We start from the raw sequence: 16,236 nt of genomic DNA, 5'->3' as shown, positions 1-16,236 counted from the left end.
ATTTAACCGCTTGTTTATGATGTTTAAGCGATACGAGTAAATTTCAATAGCATTGCGGAAGCTGGGTCAATAATCGGTAAGCCTAAACCGACTTTTGCCAACCATTCACTGTTAATGACAACTCTTTCACCGTTTAATACTTTTACCATCCATTCCGGTAATTGTTTCATCAAGTGACCGAATTTGCCTTCGGCAAAGTTACGTGGTAAATCCAGAATTTCTACTTGATAATTGCCTTTATCGAGGTATGGCACTCGTAGTGATTCCTGACGTAAGTAATCGAGCATTGCAAGTTGGTTGATTAAAACCACCGCTTGGGAGCCATCTTTTGCAACGACACCGTTCACAAGAGATGCGGGGTCTTTACGGTCTAAACGGAATGCCGTGCCACTATGTAATAGTTCTCGTAAGGATTTATGTAACGCAATATATTTAGCAAAATTTTTACGTTCTTCCTCACCTTCTTTTACCGGATCTAATTCCACACCCATATGACCGAATAGCGCAGTTAAACCACGGAAATTCGCATCTAATTTGCGGTATGTAGTATGGCAATGGAAGCCGCCGATATGCGCCCCCATAATTTCAGGTGGATAGAAGTAACTAAAGCCGCGTTGAATGGTTTGACGTTCAAGTGCATCATTATCATCGGAAGTCCAGAAGCGTTGTGAACGTTTTAATACCTCGTAATCAATACGACCGCCGCCGGAAGAGCAGGCTTCAAATTCAACATTCGGATATTTTTCACAAAGCACATCACACAAGCGATAGAAGGCTTCGGTTTGTTTGGTGACTGCGGCTTTTCCTTGGTGAGCACCTTGCACGATACGGCGGTTCATATCCCATTTTACATAGTCAATATCGTGATTGCCGAGTAACCAATCCATTCGTTCCACTAAATAATCGAAAACTTCCGGATTGCAAAGGTCGAGCACAAATTGGTTACGTTCGGCAGGTTGATCGTAACCTTCAACTGCGAGTAACCAATCTGGGTGTTGTTGGTAAAGTTTGGTCGGTTTGTTGATCATTTCTAACTCAACCCAAATCCCGAATTGCATACCGAGATCTTTTACCGCTTTGACCACCGGCGTTAAACCGTTTGGATATTTGCGTTCATCTAAATACCAGTCGCCCAAACCGCCGAAATCATCATCACGTCCAATAAACCAACCGTCATCAATAATAAAACGTTCTACGCCCATTTCTGCGGCAGCTTTCGCCATGGCGATAATATGTTCCGGTTTGTGATCGAAGTAAACGCCTTCCCAAATATTGAGGTGTACCGGACGTGTTTTACCTTGCGGAAAACGGAGAATATTTTCGCGTACATATTGATGAAATTGCTGGCTCATACCGTTTAAGCCTTGGTTAGAAGCGGTTGCATAAACCCAAGGAGTCGCAATCTCTTCATTTTGTGCTAGTGTGATTTCACCTGGAAAGTATAGCGCTTCCAATTGCACGCTACGTCTGCCTCGAATATCAATATCTGCACGAATACGGTGGTTTCCGCTCCAAGCCAAATGGAAGCCCCATACATCACCTTTTTGTTCTTTATAGCCTTCTTCACCGACAATCAAAATCGGCGGATATTCGTGAGATGTTCTGCCGACACGGTTTTCTTGAATAAAACCGCCGTGTTTGAGGTTTTGGCGATTCGGTTGGAATTCACGCACCCAGCGACCGTAGAACGTACAAACTTCATCAGCGAATTCGGGAAGTGGAAGAGTAACAGCAAGGCGATCAACGTAATAGTTTTCTGCTTTTAAATTACGTAACTTATTACGTGTTTTTAATACGGAAGTCGCTTTATCTAATACAAACTCACTGCTAAATTCCAAGCCGGCAATTTCATCCGTTTGACGGATGATCAAGCGGTCATTTTTTTGTTCAATTTTACTTAATTTGAACACCGGCATTGAGTCTAAACCGTTACGATGGCCTTCAACCGAAGACGATTCAAAATAGCCACGTCCGTTTTCCGCTGCAAGTGAAACCGGCACATCAATATCTAAACCGCCGTTTGTTACACCTGAGTAGCTGAGCCAAGCATTAGTCGGTTCAAATTGTGCTAATTTTTCGCCCCAATAGAGAATTTGAGGATTATCTGAGGCGTTAATAATCAGATCGTTTTGGTTGCTAGATAAGCGAATGATGTTGTTCATAGTAAATTCCTTATTTGCAAAATTTGAGAGGCATTTATTCATTGCCGTTGGCAAAGCCAATGTTCAAAAAACTCTACTTTTTTGACCGCTTGTTAAGCGCCTCTGGTATTGCGTTTTTGTAATTGATAGCGTTCTTGTATATTCATTTTGCCGGTTAAGGTGAAAATGGAGAGAAGAGTAAAGCCTAATGCCACACAGCCTAAAATAAAGTAAGTATCTTGATAACCGAATTTGTCATACCAACCGCCAACAACAGAAGAGGCAAGCATATTACCGACTTGTTTGATGAATTGGCAGGCTACCATATAGATTGTTGCAGAGAAGTGAACTTCGAACACGTTACCGATATATTTGAATAAGCCAACAAGATAGAACGGCACTTCAAACATATGTAAGGTTTTGAGTACTACAACGTGCCATGCTTCCGTTGCGTATGAAGAACCGATAATACGAATAGTCATAATAAAACCGGCAACTAATAAGGCATTTTTTGCGCCCATACGGTTGATCACAAGTGGTACGAAGAACATAATTGCCGCATTTAAGAATTCGCCCATGGTGGTGACATAACCGAACATTTCAATCCCTTCTTCTTTGGAATCAAAGAACGTATTAAAGAAGTTACCGAATTGTTGGTCGAAAATATCATAGGTACAAGCAACACCGACAACATAGGCAAGTAATGCCCAGAAGCGAGGAAGTTTAAAGAGCTTGAACGCTTGTTTAAGGCTTACCGGGTTTGTGTTTGCCCCAAGTTGTGCCATTACAGAAGCGGTCGAATTTTGCTCCGGTTTTGCAAGTGCCACTAACACGAGTAATACGACCGCACCGGCTGAGCCGAGCCAGAATACGGAATCCGGATCTTTACTATATAAAATACCTGCAATCGAAGCACATATCCCCCAGCCCATCATACCGAACATACGCGCACGTCCGTATTCAAAGTTACTTTGGCGACTGACACGTTCTACATAAGCTTCGGATGCGCCGGCACCACCGGAGAATACGAATCCCATATAAATACCGCCAACGATAGCGCCCATCCAAATATTGGTTTTAAGCATCGGAGCGAAGATATAAATAAAGAATGGAGCATAGAAGAGAAGGGCAATCGCAACTGCCCAAAGCATATGTTTTTTAACACCGAGTTTGTCGGTCACATAGCCGAAAATCGGTTGGAAACAGAGAGCAAAGAATGACATTGCAGCGAATACGATACCTCGTTCTTCACCGGTTAACCCGTTTATGTCACCTAGCCAAATCCCTAAGAATGGATAACAGGTTGCCATAATAAAGAAATAGGTAAAGAAGTAACCGCTGAATACGAAATAATTACGGTTTCCCCAGTAATAAGCTTTATTTTGTGATTGTGCTTGCATAATAAAACACCTTCTATTGTGGATTTGATGTGCAAAATGTTAACGTTATCATTTGGTTTTGCAAGAGGAGAATATGCAAAATTGTGAGTTAAATCACAAATTTTAACGTTAACATTTTAATTTTGTGAGCAAGATCACAGTTATTTTTGAATAATTATCAGGGGAGAATTGATTCGCTAAAAGATACGGGGTAAAGTGAATAGTGACTGATAAATGCATTTTAATTATCTATTTCTCTTTTTTGTTTATTTATTATTAATATTTTTATGGCTTCCCTAAAAGATGTGGCAAGGTTGGCTGGGGTATCGTTAATGACGGTTTCCAGAGCGATTAATAACCCCGAACAACTTTCTGAAAAAACACGTAAAGCAGTACAAGATGCAATTGAACAATTAAATTATGTTCCGAATATTGCTGCGCAGAAAATTCGAGGTGTGAGTGAAAATACAATAGGTGTTTTATCGTTTAGCACCGCAACAACACCGTTTTCGGTCGAAATTTTACTTGCGATTGAAAAAACCGTACGTCAGTACGGTTGGAATTCGTTTGTAATCAATACCTTTGAAGATGATGAGCAAGATGTTGAAAAAGCCGTTGAGTTATTGCTTTCTCATCGCCCGACTGCCATTATCATTACCCGTCACGGGCTAAAAAAAATTAAGATTCCAAAACGTTTAGCATCATTACCGATTGTGCTGGCAAATTGCGTAACGGATGATTTGCAAGTTGCGAGCTATATTCCAAATGATTTTCAAGGACAAGCGGATGTGACGCATTTATTGCTAGAGAAAGGTTATAAGAAACCGCTTTGTTTATATATTCCACATAATGCAATTGCCGCCAAAGAACGTCAGAAGGGCTTTCAAGCGGTCTGGTTTTCACAAAAAAATGCAAATGTACCGACCGAATTTTTTATGAATGAAAGCGATGATTATTTAGAAGGTGCGGATCGCTTAAAAGAGATTTTAGCTTCTGATTCCGAGCATTTTGATTATGATGTGATTGTATGCGGAAATGACCGTATTGCGATGCTTGCCTATCAGTTATTACTCGCGCGTGGATTACGTATTCCGCAAGATGTTGCAGTTGTCGGCTATGACAATATGGTCGGAGTGGCTCATCTGTTTTTACCACCGCTCACCACAGTGCAATTGCCTCACTACCAGATGGGAGAACAAGCGGCACTGCATTTAATCGAAGGGCGAAAAACCAATAAAGTTCAGCCGATTGATTGCCCGCTCATTGTGAGAGAATCGTGCTAATATAAACAAACAAGCGGTCTGATTTTGCAAAAAAATAGTGAAATCCGACCGCTTGTTATTTGAATAAAATCAATTATTTAAATTGGTGAATTGCGTTAGCAATTTCGTTATCGTTGTAGATCGCTTTGATTACATCATCATACGCTTGGCCTAGCACTTTTTTGATGTCATCGTTATCAGTCGTTAATGCAGCACCTTCATAGCCTCGTGTTGCGTTAAAGTTTTTGCTAAAGCTACCTTTCGCACCTTGTACCGCAACTTCAACCCCCACTTCTGCATTCACTTTATATAATAAGTTGCCTTGTTCCACGGTAGCAAAGAATTTGCGAACGTTTACGATAACATTGGCATTCGCAGCACCTTGTACCAATTGGAAGCCTTTCGCATTTAAGTCTTGTTGCATGGCTTGTTGGAACATTAAGCCAACTTCCGGGCTTGAAGTTAAACGAGTCACTTGGCCGTTTTTGGTATAGCTTGCCACTTCACGAGAAGTACGTAAATCTTGTGTCATCACACTCACTGCAGCAGTTTGGTTGTTAGTGTTAAATGTTGCCGTAGGACTAGGTGTAGTGAAATTTAACACGCTTGATTGAGATTGGCAGCCAGCAAGTACCGCTGTTGCAAGTGTAGTGACGAGAAGTAATGCTTTTTTAGATAATGTCATAAGAAATCCTTTTAATTGATAATTGCTATTTGATAATGGATAATGAAATAAAGGTATTTATTAGGCAATTTACCTACAAATAAGTTTTTTAATTATCCATTATCAAATACTAATTAGCAATTCATAAGGAATAAAAATGTCGGTTGAACAAACGATTCAGCAAAAATTAACGGAACAATTTTCACCACAATTCTTACAAATTGAAAATGAAAGCTATATGCACAGCTCCGGTCGTGGAGCAGAGTCTCATTTTAAAGTGACATTAGTATCGAAAAACTTTGCTGCACAACGAGTCGTTGCTCGTCATCGAGCGGTTTATAGCTGCTTAGCGTATGAATTGGAGAATGGCGTACATGCATTAGCTTTACACCTTTTTACGCCGCAAGAATGGACGGAAGCGAATGGTATGGTGCCTAAATCACCAAATTGTTTAGGTGTAGGGCAATAAGTATAAAATAAGCATAATTCGGAATTGGCAATTATTTCATTTTATGAAGAAAATACTTGATTAGAGTGTGAAAAATCGGTATAGTTCCCTATATCTTTCAAATGTACTTTTTTGTGCATTTTAGTGAATCGGTGAGATGTCCGAGTGGTTGAAGGAGCACGCCTGGAAAGCGTGTATATGCGAAAGTGTATCGGGGGTTCGAATCCCCCTCTCACCGCCATTGCTAATGCGAAAGATTCCTTACTGTTTTCATAGATATTTCCTTGGTTAAGTTAAAGTAAGTAATAATTACTTTTTTCCTTATTTAGGTTCAATCCCCATAACATACGTTGTGGGGATTTTTTTATATTATCACCTTAAATTTAATCCAAAATAAAAGCCCGCTTGGTGAGCGGGCGTTTAGAATTAATTTACAACAAATTATTTCACTTTGTGTAAGGTATAAGGGTGATTTGCAGTTTTAGCAGGATTGCCATTGGCATCACACACTTCAACTTGTGTCTCGCTGACTTTAAACGCTAATGAGCCGGAATCTTTTTCCAGACGAATAATGCTGCGTTTACCTTGTTCCCAAGTATAGGTACCTTTGTCCCTGAACGGATATTCTTTACCAGCTTTTACGTAAATAGTATTGTATTGGTAGCTATTATTAGCACCTAAAATAAGCTCAGCTTGAATTTTTTCACAGTCTGCGCAAGGTAGCTCGCCTTGGAATGTGCCAGTAACGGATTGTTGTGGTAATAGCGAACAAGCGCCTAGTACTGCACTGAATGCAACCAACGCAATTTTTTTCATTCCAGTTTCCTTCTATTTAAATGTGTTTAAAACTCGGATTCACTTTAAACTGAAGCTCAGTTACATTCGGAAAATCAGAGTGAATTAATTGTAATAAATGTGAACTTTGTAACTGTAAGCCTTGTCGTACAGTCGCATTTTGCACTTCGAATACAAGTTGATTATCAACTAAATTCACAATACGGTAAAGCCCACGGTACTGTTCTGGTAATAATTTTTGTACTTTTTGATGCAAATCATTTAATTGATTGGCTCGTTGGACAATCCGACTAAGGCTTGAGTTCTGCAAAATTTCAGTGATATTTTTTATTGCTGAATTTTTCATCTTTCTGGACTGTTACCCCTTGATTTTACGTTATTTGACCCAATTAACTGCCCATTCTACTGGAATTTATCGTATAATTAATATAATTTTTAGTATTTAAAACAAATGTTGATGAGTTTATTTAAGCATTTTCACAAAACGCCTTTTTGGTCGCAATTGGTTTTCGGACTGGTTGCGATTTTTGCGTTACCTGAAATTCATTCGATAGTAAAAAGTGAAAGTGAACAAGAAACGGTTATCAATCAGCATTTTTCTCCTTGTGTTGTTTGTTCTGACGAACAAGAACCTCAGTCTTTATTTATCGCAGAGCTTAAACAAGTACTTGTGGAAATTCCGACACAAGCGGTCGTTTTTTGCGAATTTTTTACCAAATCTTACCGCTTTGATGGCGATGATAACCATCCTATTCGAGCCGGTCCAATCGTCTAATCTATAAAATCGATTCATCATAAGTAGGCGGAATAAAACAGTGCTTCCGTAAAGCTATGCCACTTTTTCATATAAAGATAACTAGATTAGGACAAAACAATGATTTCAAAAATTATCACTTCAATTTTCGGTTCAAGCAACGATCGTACGTTAAAACGTTTAAGAAAACGTGTTGCGCAAATTAATAAACTTGAACCGGCATTTGAAAAATTAACCGATGCGGAATTACAAGCTAAAACTGCAGAATTTAAACAACGTTTAGCTGATGGTGCAAGCCTTGACAGCTTATTGCACGAAGCGTTTGCAACTGTGCGTGAGGCAAGCCGTCGTGTGATGGGAATGCGTCATTTTGATGTGCAATTAATCGGCGGTATGGTATTAACTAACCGTAATATCGCAGAGATGCGTACCGGTGAAGGTAAAACGTTAACCGCAACATTACCTTGTTACTTAAATGCGTTGACCGGTAAAGGCGTACACGTTGTAACCGTGAACGATTATCTTGCACGCCGTGATGCGGAAACAAACCGCCCGTTATTTGAATTTTTAGGTTTAACCGTTGCAGTGAATGTGCCGGGTCTTCCGAATGAAGTAAAACGTGAAGCGTATAAAGCAGATATTACCTACTCAACCAATAGTGAGTTAGGTTTTGATTATTTACGTGATAACCTTGCGCACGCAAAAGAAGACCGTTTCCAACGTGAATTACACTATGCGTTAGTGGATGAGGTGGACTCAATCTTAATTGATGAAGCGCGTACGCCGTTAATTATTTCAGGCCCAGCAGAAGATGCGACTCAAATCTATCAAGCGATTGATACGATTATTCCGCATTTGATTCAGCAAGATAAAGAAGACACCGAAGAATATACCGGTGAAGGCGATTTCACCTTAGATCTGAAAAATAAACAGGCGCATTTAACTGAGCGTGGTATGGTGAAAGTGGAAGGCATTTTGACCGAAATGGGCTTAATGCAAGAAGGCGAAACACTTTATCATCCGGCTCGTATCGCTTTACTACACCACGTTTATGCGGCGTTACGTGCACATAAATTATTTGAATTAGATGTAGATTACATCGTAAAAGACGGTGAAGTAGTGATTATTGATGAACACACCGGTCGTACAATGGCGGGCCGTCGTTGGTCTGACGGTTTACACCAAGCGATCGAAGCGAAAGAGAAAGTTAATATTCAAGGTGAAAACCAAACTGTTGCGTCTATCACTTACCAAAACTATTTCCGTCTATACGAAAAATTAGCCGGTATGACCGGTACAGCGGATACAGAAGCGTTTGAATTCCAACAAATTTACGGTTTGGATACAGTAGTGATTCCAACCAATAAACCGGTTATTCGTGATGACCGTACCGACTTAATGTTTAAGAGCGAACCGGAGAAATTTGCGGCAATTATCAATGATATTAAAGACTGTATGGCTCGCCAGCAACCGGTGTTAGTCGGTACGGCATCCGTTGAAAAATCAGAACTTTTATCGGCAGAATTAACCAAAGCCGGTATTGCTCATAATGTATTAAATGCAAAATTCCATGCCCAAGAAGCGGAAATCGTGGCGGAAGCGGGCGCACCGGGTGCGGTAACTATCGCAACCAATATGGCGGGTCGTGGTACGGATATCGTGTTAGGCGGTAACTGGAAAGCGGAAGTGGCGAAGTTGGAAAATCCGACTGAAGAGCAAATCGAAGCGATCAAAGCGGCTTGGAAAGAGCGCTATGACATCGTAATGAAAGCGGGCGGTTTACATATTATCGGTACTGAACGTCATGAATCTCGCCGTATTGATAACCAGTTACGTGGTCGTTCTGGCCGTCAGGGTGACCCGGGTTCATCACGTTTCTATCTGTCTTTAGACGATGCACTAATGCGTATTTACCTGAATGAAGGTAAATTAAATATGATGCGTAAAGCCTTCTCTGAAGAAGGTGAGGCGATGGAGTCAAAATTACTGACTAAAGTGATCGCATCGGCACAAGCAAAAGTGGAAGCACATAACTTCGACGGTCGTAAAAACTTATTACAGTACGATGATGTGGCGAACGAACAACGTAAAGCGATTTACGAACAACGTAATTACTTGCTTGAAACCGATGATATTTCAGCGATGATCAACACTGTTCGTGAAGACGTGTTCAATAATGTGATTAGCCAATATATTCCACCGCAATCTATTGAAGAAATGTGGGATGTTGCCGGCTTAGAAGATGCGTTAAAACGCCAATTCGGTATGGAATTGCCTATCCAACATTGGTTAGAACAAGAGAATGACTTACACGAAGAAACATTGCGTGAGCGTATTGTTGATATTGCGAAACAAGAGTACCAAGCGAAAGAAGAAAAAGTCGGCTCGGAAGTGATGCGTAACTTTGAAAAAGGCGTGATGCTACAGAACTTAGACGAGCTTTGGAAAGAACATCTTTCGGCAATGGATTACTTACGCAAAGGTATTCACTTACGTGGCTATGCACAAAAAGATCCGAAACAAGAGTATAAAAAAGAATCATTTGAAATGTTTACCAATATGCTCGATTTGTTGAAATCTAATGTGATTAGCGTGTTAAGCCGTATTCAAGTGCGTAGTCAAGAAGAAATTGAAGAAGCGCAACGCCAGCAAGACGCAATGGCGGAAGCAGAAGCCGCACATTACCAAGCGGCGACCGAAGAGCAGATGCAAAATGCTCAAGCAGGTGTAGCAGAATCGCTGACAGATGAGCAATTAGCGAATTTGAATATCGGCCGAAATGATCCTTGCCCTTGCGGTTCCGGCAAAAAATACAAACATTGCCACGGCAGTAAAGCAAGATATGCGTAATTAATATAAGCGGTTGTTTTTTCTAAATTTTTGCAAAATTTTCTGAAAAAATGACCGCTTTTTTCTTTGTCTTTTCTATGAATTCAGACTTAATTTCTATTCAGCAAGGTTCCGAACAAGAACGTTTCTCTTATATTTATCAACAACAGCAACAGGCGAGCAACCCTTTGGAATTACTTGCTGTGCTAAAGTTGTACGATGATTTTTTAGGAGATTTCTCTCAGTCCGTTCTCGCATACCACAATCGTTCCGATGTATTAAAGCACTTAGGTTTTTATGATTTAGCTCTCAAAGATGCGGAGAAAACGCTTGAGCTTGCACCGGATTTTGCCATGGCATGGTGTAATAAAGCATTTATTCTAAACACCTTAGGGCGTTATGAAGAGGGCTGGCAAGCTTATGAATGGCGCTGGAAAACTGATGTGGAAACCTTTCAGGACACCGGATGGCCGATTCCTCGTTGGCAAGGTGAGGATATCGGTCAAGCCAAACTTTTGGTTTATGCAGAACAGGGCTTTGGCGATAATATTCAATTTGTGCGTTATGCCTTAGAGGCGAAAAAGCGAGGCTTGAATATTGTGGTGGTGAATCATCAGCCGTTAGAAAATTTGCTGAATGCCAATTTAGCGCAGTATGGGATTACCACATCAAAAAATGGTGAGGCGATTAGCGGGCTGAAATATTATGTTTCAATGATGAGCCTACCGCATTATCTCGGCACAAGACTGGATAATATTCCTTATGCGGAAGGTTATTTATTGCCCGAAACCGATCACTTTATAAAATGGCAACAGAAAATAAGTGCCTGCAATTCTGCTAAAAAACTTAAAATTGGTGTGGTATGGGCGGGCTCACCTAAACATCACCGCAATGCGATACGAAGTTTGCAATTTGAACAATTCTTACCGTTATTTGAATTTGATGCGGAATTTCACTGCCTACAAAAAGTAGTGAATGAAGCCGATTACAAGCGGTCGGAAAAGCTTAAAAATTTGCATTTTTGGCAAGATGATTTAACCGATTTTTCCGATACGGCAGCATTGATTGCTCAACTTGATTTAGTGATTAGTGTAGATACTTCAGTGGCACATTTAGCGGCGGCGATGAGCAAACCGACTTGGGTTTTAATCAGTTATCACCCCGATTTTCGTTGGTTATTGGCAAGAGAAGATAGTCCGTGGTATCAGAGTGTACGCCTATTTCGTCAGGGCTTTGATTTTGACTGGCAACCGGTGATCACTAGAGTACAACAACAATTGGAACAACAATATGGCTGAAATGACGTTTGAACAATATCTCGCTTTATTGGTGGAAGAGCAGGACAGCGCTGTAACTCCATTTGAATGGCTGGCGATTTTAAGAAAATACGATGAAATTATCCGCTTATTACCGGATAAAGCGGTGCTATATCACAATCGTTGCACGATATTGCAAAATTTGGGGCTTTACCAATTAGCGTTAGAAGATGCGAATAAAGCGGTTGAACTTGCGCCAAATTACGCCATTGCGTGGTGTAATAAAGCGATGTTACATAACTTGTTGGGTGATTATCCGCAAGGCTGGCAGGCTTACGAATGGCGTTGGCAAACGGGCTTACCGGCTTTTGAACCGTTGGAAATTAATATTCCGCAATGGCGAGGGGAAAATATCGGCGATGCTAAAATCTTGTTTCACGTAGAACAAGGATTTGGCGATAACATTCAGTTTGTGCGTTATGCCTTGGAAATGAAACGTCAAGGCTTAAATGTGGTGGTGCTGAATCATAGTGGCATCGAAAATTTGCTTAACTATAATTTAGCGCAATACGGCATTGAGACAATGCAAAATGGTGGGCGAATTTCGGGGCTGGCATACCATTTGCCGATGTTAAGTGCGCCTTTAGTATTTGGCAGTACACTTGAAAATATTCCTTATTCAAGCGGTTATTTACAAGCACAACCGGAGTTTCTTGCAAAATGGCACACAAAAATAACCGCTTGTAGTTCGCTAAAACGCTTGAAAATCGGTGTGGTTTGGGCGGGCTCGGCAAAACATAATCGGAATGCTTCCCGCAGTTTGCCCTTTGAGTTGTTTTCACAGTTATTTACGTTAGATGCTGATTTCCATTGTTTGCAAAAAGAGCTAAACGAAGCGGATTACAAGCGGTCTGATTTATTCGAAAATTTGCATATTTGGCAGCAAGATATTGGTGATTTTTCAGATACTGCCGCATTAATTGCCCAAATGGATCTTGTGATCAGTGTTGATACGTCTGTCGCCCATTTGGCTGCAGCCATGGGCAAACCGACGTGGATTATGCTGAGTTATCACCCAGATTTTCGTTGGTTGTTGGCACGAAAAGATAGCCCGTGGTATGACAGTGTGAAACTTTTTCGCCAAGAGGCTAGTCTTAATTGGCAATCTGTGATAAAAAATATCCAACAAAAATTACAACAAATTCTCAAGGAAAATACATGAATAAGCCCACAATCCAAGTTGCAGCCGGCATTATCCGCAATGAATTTGGACAGATTTATTTAACCCAAAGACTTGAAGGACAAGATTTTGCACAAGCGTTGGAATTTCCCGGTGGTAAAGTGGATACGGGAGAAACGCCGGAAGAGGCATTAAAACGTGAATTAGAAGAAGAAATCGGGATTCACGTGTTAAGTGCGTTTCCTTATGAATCGTTCCGTTTCGATTATCCGACTAAAGTGATTGAGTTTTTCTTCTATTTAGTGGAAGAATGGGTCGGTGAACCGTTTGGGCGTGAAGGGCAAGAAGGTTTTTGGGTCGCTCAAGCTGACTTGGATGAGAGCGAATTTCCGCCAGCAAATAGCCGTTTAATCCAACGCTTAAAATCCGAAGCTTAATAATCTGGAGCATTTCATTTGAGATGCTCTTTTTTATCGCCTAAAAATCAGACGAAAGCGGTTGCTTTTGCACAAAATTTTGCAAAAGTAACTTGAAAGCTGATAATCTGCCCCAATGTTGATTATCGTTGCACGCAATTCTGCGTGCGAAATTTTTATAGATTAATAGAAGGAAACATACAATGACTCTTCGTCCATTACACGATAAAGTAATTTTAAAACGTGAAGAAGTAGAAACACGTTCTGCTGGCGGTATCGTTTTAACTGGCTCTGCAGCAACAAAATCTACTCGTGGTAAAGTAATTGCAGTGGGTACAGGTCGTTTATTAGAAAATGGTTCTGTACAAGCATTAGCGGTAAAAGTTGGTGATGTAGTTATCTTCAACGAAGGTTATGGTGTGAAATCAGAAAAAATTGATGGTGAAGAAGTGTTAATTCTTTCTGAAAACGATATTTTAGCAATTGTTGAATAGTTGGAGTAAATTATGAGTGGTACAGTAAATCTTCCTCACACGTGTCCAAAATGTAAAAGTGTAACAGCTAAAACCCATCAAGAATTAGAGCAAAAATTTGGTTTTCGTAATGTTCCGAATGGGGCTACAAATCAAAGTTGGTGTAGATCTTGTAGAAGCAAACATTAATCACTAGAAAGGAAGAAAAAATGGCAGCAAAAGACGTTAAATTCGGTAATGACGCACGTGTAAAAATGCTTAAAGGCGTGAATATTTTAGCGGATGCGGTAAAAGTAACTTTAGGTCCTAAAGGCCGTAATGTTGTGTTAGATAAAGCATACGGTGCGCCGACAATCACTAAAGACGGTGTGTCAGTAGCACGTGAGATCGAATTAGAAGATAAATTCGAAAATATGGGCGCACAAATGGTAAAAGAAGTGGCGTCAAAAGCGAACGATGCGGCTGGTGACGGCACGACAACCGCGACTGTTCTTGCGCAAGCAATCGTAAACGAAGGCTTAAAAGCAGTAGCGGCAGGTATGAACCCGATGGATTTAAAACGTGGTATCGATAAAGCGGTCGTTGCTGTAGTAGAAGAATTAAAAGCGATTTCTAAACCGTGCGAAACTTCAAAAGAGATTGAGCAAGTCGGTACGATTTCAGCAAACTCTGATGAAACCGTGGGTAAATTAATTGCGCAAGCAATGGAAAAAGTGGGTAAAGAAGGTGTTATCACTGTTGAAGACGGTACAGGTTTAGATGATGCATTAGATGTGGTAGAAGGTATGCAATTTGACCGTGGTTACCTTTCTCCATACTTCATCAACAAACCGGAAGCAGGTACGGTTGAATTAGAAAACCCATATATCATTTTAGTTGATAAAAAAATCAGCAACATTCGTGAAATTTTACCGGTATTAGAAGCAGTAGCAAAAGCAGGTAAACCGTTATTAATTGTTGCAGAAGATATCGAAGGCGAAGCGTTAGCAACATTAGTTGTAAATACAATGCGTGGTATCGTGAAAGTGGCTGCGGTAAAAGCACCGGGCTTTGGCGATCGCCGTAAAGCAATGTTACAAGATATTGCAATCTTAACAGCAGGTACCGTGATTTCAGAAGAAATTGGTATGGAACTTGAGAAAGCGACACTTGAAGAATTAGGTCAAGCAAAACGTGTAGTAATTACAAAAGATAACACGACTATTATTGACGGTATCGGTGACGAAGCACAAATCAAAGCACGTGTAGCACAAATTCGCCAACAAATTGAAGATTCAACATCAGATTATGATAAAGAAAAACTTCAAGAGCGTGTAGCGAAATTAGCTGGCGGTGTTGCGGTAATCAAAGTAGGTGCGGCAACTGAAGTAGCGATGAAAGAGAAAAAAGACCGTGTGGATGATGCGTTACACGCAACTCGTGCGGCAGTTGAAGAAGGTATCGTACCGGGAGGCGGTGTTGCGTTAGTGCGTGCGGCTTCTAAAGTAGCAGCAACCTTAACAGGTGATAACGAAGAACAAAATGTTGGTATCAAACTTGCGCTTCGTGCGATGGAAGCGCCACTTCGCCGAATCGTGACTAACGCAGGTGAAGAAGCGTCAGTTGTGGCTCGTAATGTGAAAGACGGTAACGGTAACTATGGTTATAATGCCGGTACGGAACAGTATGGCGATATGCTTGAGATGGGTATCTTAGATCCAACTAAAGTAACTCGTTCTGCATTACAATTCGCAGCATCAATCGCAGGTTTAATGATTACTACAGAATGTATGATCACAGATTTACCGAAAGATGAAAAATTAGATCCGGCTGCGGCAATGGGCGGCATGGGTGGTATGGGCGGAATGATGTAATTCATCCTCCATTAGCTAGTATAAAGACCTCTGGGAAGTTGTCCTAGAGGTTTTTTTATATCTGACAAGCGGTCGAATTTTTTGATTTTTTACAAATTAAAAGCAATAAAAAAACCGAGCACCTTTTTGGTAATTAGTGCTCGGTTAAATAATTCAGGGCTAAACGATTAATGTTTCTGTTTCAGTGTGTTTAAAGCGGTTAAACCTTTATTACAACTTTTTTGTTGCATCTCAGTTTCCATTTTTAAAATTTGTTGCCTTGTAGAAGATAACTTACTTTTCATTTTAGCAACTTGGGTATGTGTACCAGGTTGTTTTTCTGCATCCGAAACAAGCTTATCTGCAACGCTAAACATTCTTTGACATTGCGTTGGCAATTTTTGGTTTACAGAAGGTTTTGCCATAGAAAGTGAAGAGGTTTTCACTCCTGCCATCGCGACTTGTGATGTGAATGCCAGTACTAAGCTAGCAAAAGTTGAAATGAGAACTTTTTTTAACATTATGGTTTTACCTTTTTCAGTTATAGTTAAAAACTATCGTTTAGCGCATAGTTAGGATTTTTTCGATTATAACAAACAAGAAATAAAAGTCATTATTAAATAGCAATTTTTTTGGATCTTTTCGATCATTTTATTTGACCAATATCAAAACTAATCATAAAAGCGTAGAAAGACATACGCCATAAAAGGTAGAGATGCTAAAGAAAAGTTATAAAAATATAAGTGAAAACAATCTAATTTTTAACATTGTTTCAAAGTTTTGATTAGAAATGTGATCGATGTAACA

At 40.2% G+C, this 16,236-nt stretch carries 15 protein-coding genes and 1 tRNA gene; 10 read left to right on the top strand and 6 right to left on the bottom strand.

Going from position 1 to position 16,236, the window contains the following annotated elements:
* Positions 1–23: 23 nt before the first annotated feature.
* Entirely contained in the window at positions 24–2,162 is a 2,139-nt protein-coding gene (locus ASU1_RS05755; RefSeq protein WP_014991844.1) for an alpha-galactosidase, read from the bottom strand.
* A 92-nt stretch (positions 2,163–2,254) separates the two neighbouring features.
* Positions 2,255–3,541: an MFS transporter gene (locus tag ASU1_RS05750; protein WP_014991843.1), complete on the bottom strand. Its 1,287-nt coding sequence runs from the start codon at positions 3,539–3,541 to the stop codon at positions 2,255–2,257.
* 266 nt (positions 3,542–3,807) lie between these two features.
* Here ASU1_RS05750 and ASU1_RS05745 point away from each other — a divergent pair, with 266 nt between their 5' ends.
* Positions 3,808–4,803, top strand: a complete 996-nt coding sequence (locus ASU1_RS05745) for a LacI family DNA-binding transcriptional regulator (protein WP_081541511.1) — start codon at positions 3,808–3,810, stop codon at positions 4,801–4,803.
* A gap of 73 nt (positions 4,804–4,876) precedes the next feature.
* Here ASU1_RS05745 and ASU1_RS05740 read toward each other — a convergent pair whose 3' ends face one another.
* Positions 4,877–5,467, bottom strand: coding sequence for a YajG family lipoprotein (locus ASU1_RS05740; RefSeq protein WP_014991841.1), 591 nt, complete (start codon positions 5,465–5,467; stop codon positions 4,877–4,879).
* A 136-nt stretch (positions 5,468–5,603) separates the two neighbouring features.
* Between ASU1_RS05740 and ASU1_RS05735 the strand changes: the two genes are divergently transcribed.
* The gene (locus ASU1_RS05735; RefSeq protein WP_014991840.1) at positions 5,604–5,915 is read left to right on the top strand and encodes a BolA family protein; all 312 of its coding nucleotides are present in this window, start codon (positions 5,604–5,606) and stop codon (positions 5,913–5,915) included.
* Between the two features lie 130 nt (positions 5,916–6,045).
* Positions 6,046–6,135 (top strand) — tRNA-Ser (locus ASU1_RS05730).
* A 200-nt stretch (positions 6,136–6,335) separates the two neighbouring features.
* Here the strand turns inward: ASU1_RS05730 and ASU1_RS05725 are convergent.
* Together ASU1_RS05725 and ASU1_RS05720 are read right to left on the bottom strand one after the other, a co-directional pair.
* Positions 6,336–6,710, bottom strand: a complete 375-nt coding sequence (locus ASU1_RS05725) for a copper resistance protein NlpE (protein ID WP_014991839.1) — start codon at positions 6,708–6,710, stop codon at positions 6,336–6,338.
* Positions 6,711–6,726: 16 nt separating this feature from the next.
* On the bottom strand, positions 6,727–7,035 hold the full coding sequence (locus ASU1_RS05720) for a DciA family protein (RefSeq protein ID WP_014991838.1): 309 nt from the start codon (positions 7,033–7,035) through the stop codon (positions 6,727–6,729).
* 111 nt (positions 7,036–7,146) lie between these two features.
* On the opposite strand from ASU1_RS05720, the gene secM reads away from it, so the two are divergent.
* From secM to groL, 7 genes are all read left to right on the top strand, one after another.
* Complete coding sequence (secM, locus tag ASU1_RS05715; RefSeq protein WP_014991837.1) at positions 7,147–7,464, top strand: secA translation cis-regulator SecM; 318 nt, start codon at positions 7,147–7,149, stop codon at positions 7,462–7,464.
* A gap of 99 nt (positions 7,465–7,563) precedes the next feature.
* Positions 7,564–10,293 (top strand): preprotein translocase subunit SecA, encoded by a 2,730-nt coding sequence (secA, locus tag ASU1_RS05710; protein ID WP_014991836.1) that lies wholly within the window; start codon positions 7,564–7,566, stop codon positions 10,291–10,293.
* Between the two features lie 50 nt (positions 10,294–10,343).
* Positions 10,344–11,570, top strand: a complete 1,227-nt coding sequence (locus ASU1_RS05705; protein WP_014991835.1) for a tetratricopeptide repeat protein — start codon at positions 10,344–10,346, stop codon at positions 11,568–11,570.
* Complete coding sequence (locus ASU1_RS05700) at positions 11,563–12,750, top strand: glycosyltransferase (RefSeq protein WP_014991834.1); 1,188 nt, start codon at positions 11,563–11,565, stop codon at positions 12,748–12,750. Before ASU1_RS05705 ends, ASU1_RS05700 begins: the two co-directional genes overlap by 8 nt.
* Complete coding sequence (mutT, locus tag ASU1_RS05695) at positions 12,747–13,145, top strand: 8-oxo-dGTP diphosphatase MutT (RefSeq protein WP_014991833.1); 399 nt, start codon at positions 12,747–12,749, stop codon at positions 13,143–13,145. Before ASU1_RS05700 ends, mutT begins: the two co-directional genes overlap by 4 nt.
* Positions 13,146–13,327: 182 nt before the next feature.
* Positions 13,328–13,618 carry a co-chaperone GroES gene (locus ASU1_RS05690; protein WP_005597793.1) on the top strand — a complete coding sequence of 97 codons (291 nt, stop codon included), beginning with the start codon at positions 13,328–13,330 and terminating at the stop codon, positions 13,616–13,618.
* A 188-nt stretch (positions 13,619–13,806) separates the two neighbouring features.
* Positions 13,807–15,450 (top strand): chaperonin GroEL, encoded by a 1,644-nt coding sequence (groL, locus tag ASU1_RS05685; protein ID WP_014991832.1) that lies wholly within the window; start codon positions 13,807–13,809, stop codon positions 15,448–15,450.
* 167 nt (positions 15,451–15,617) lie between these two features.
* Here groL and ASU1_RS05680 read toward each other — a convergent pair whose 3' ends face one another.
* Entirely contained in the window at positions 15,618–15,950 is a 333-nt protein-coding gene (locus ASU1_RS05680) for a DUF5339 domain-containing protein (protein ID WP_005623724.1), read from the bottom strand.
* Positions 15,951–16,236: the final 286 nt, after the last annotated feature.

Origin of the sequence: Actinobacillus suis ATCC 33415 (genome assembly GCF_000739435.1) — a bacterium.
Lineage (GTDB): Bacteria > Pseudomonadota > Gammaproteobacteria > Enterobacterales > Pasteurellaceae > Actinobacillus > Actinobacillus suis.
The sequence above is the reverse complement of the archived record's forward strand: the minus strand, read 5'-3'. Positions and strand labels throughout refer to the sequence as shown.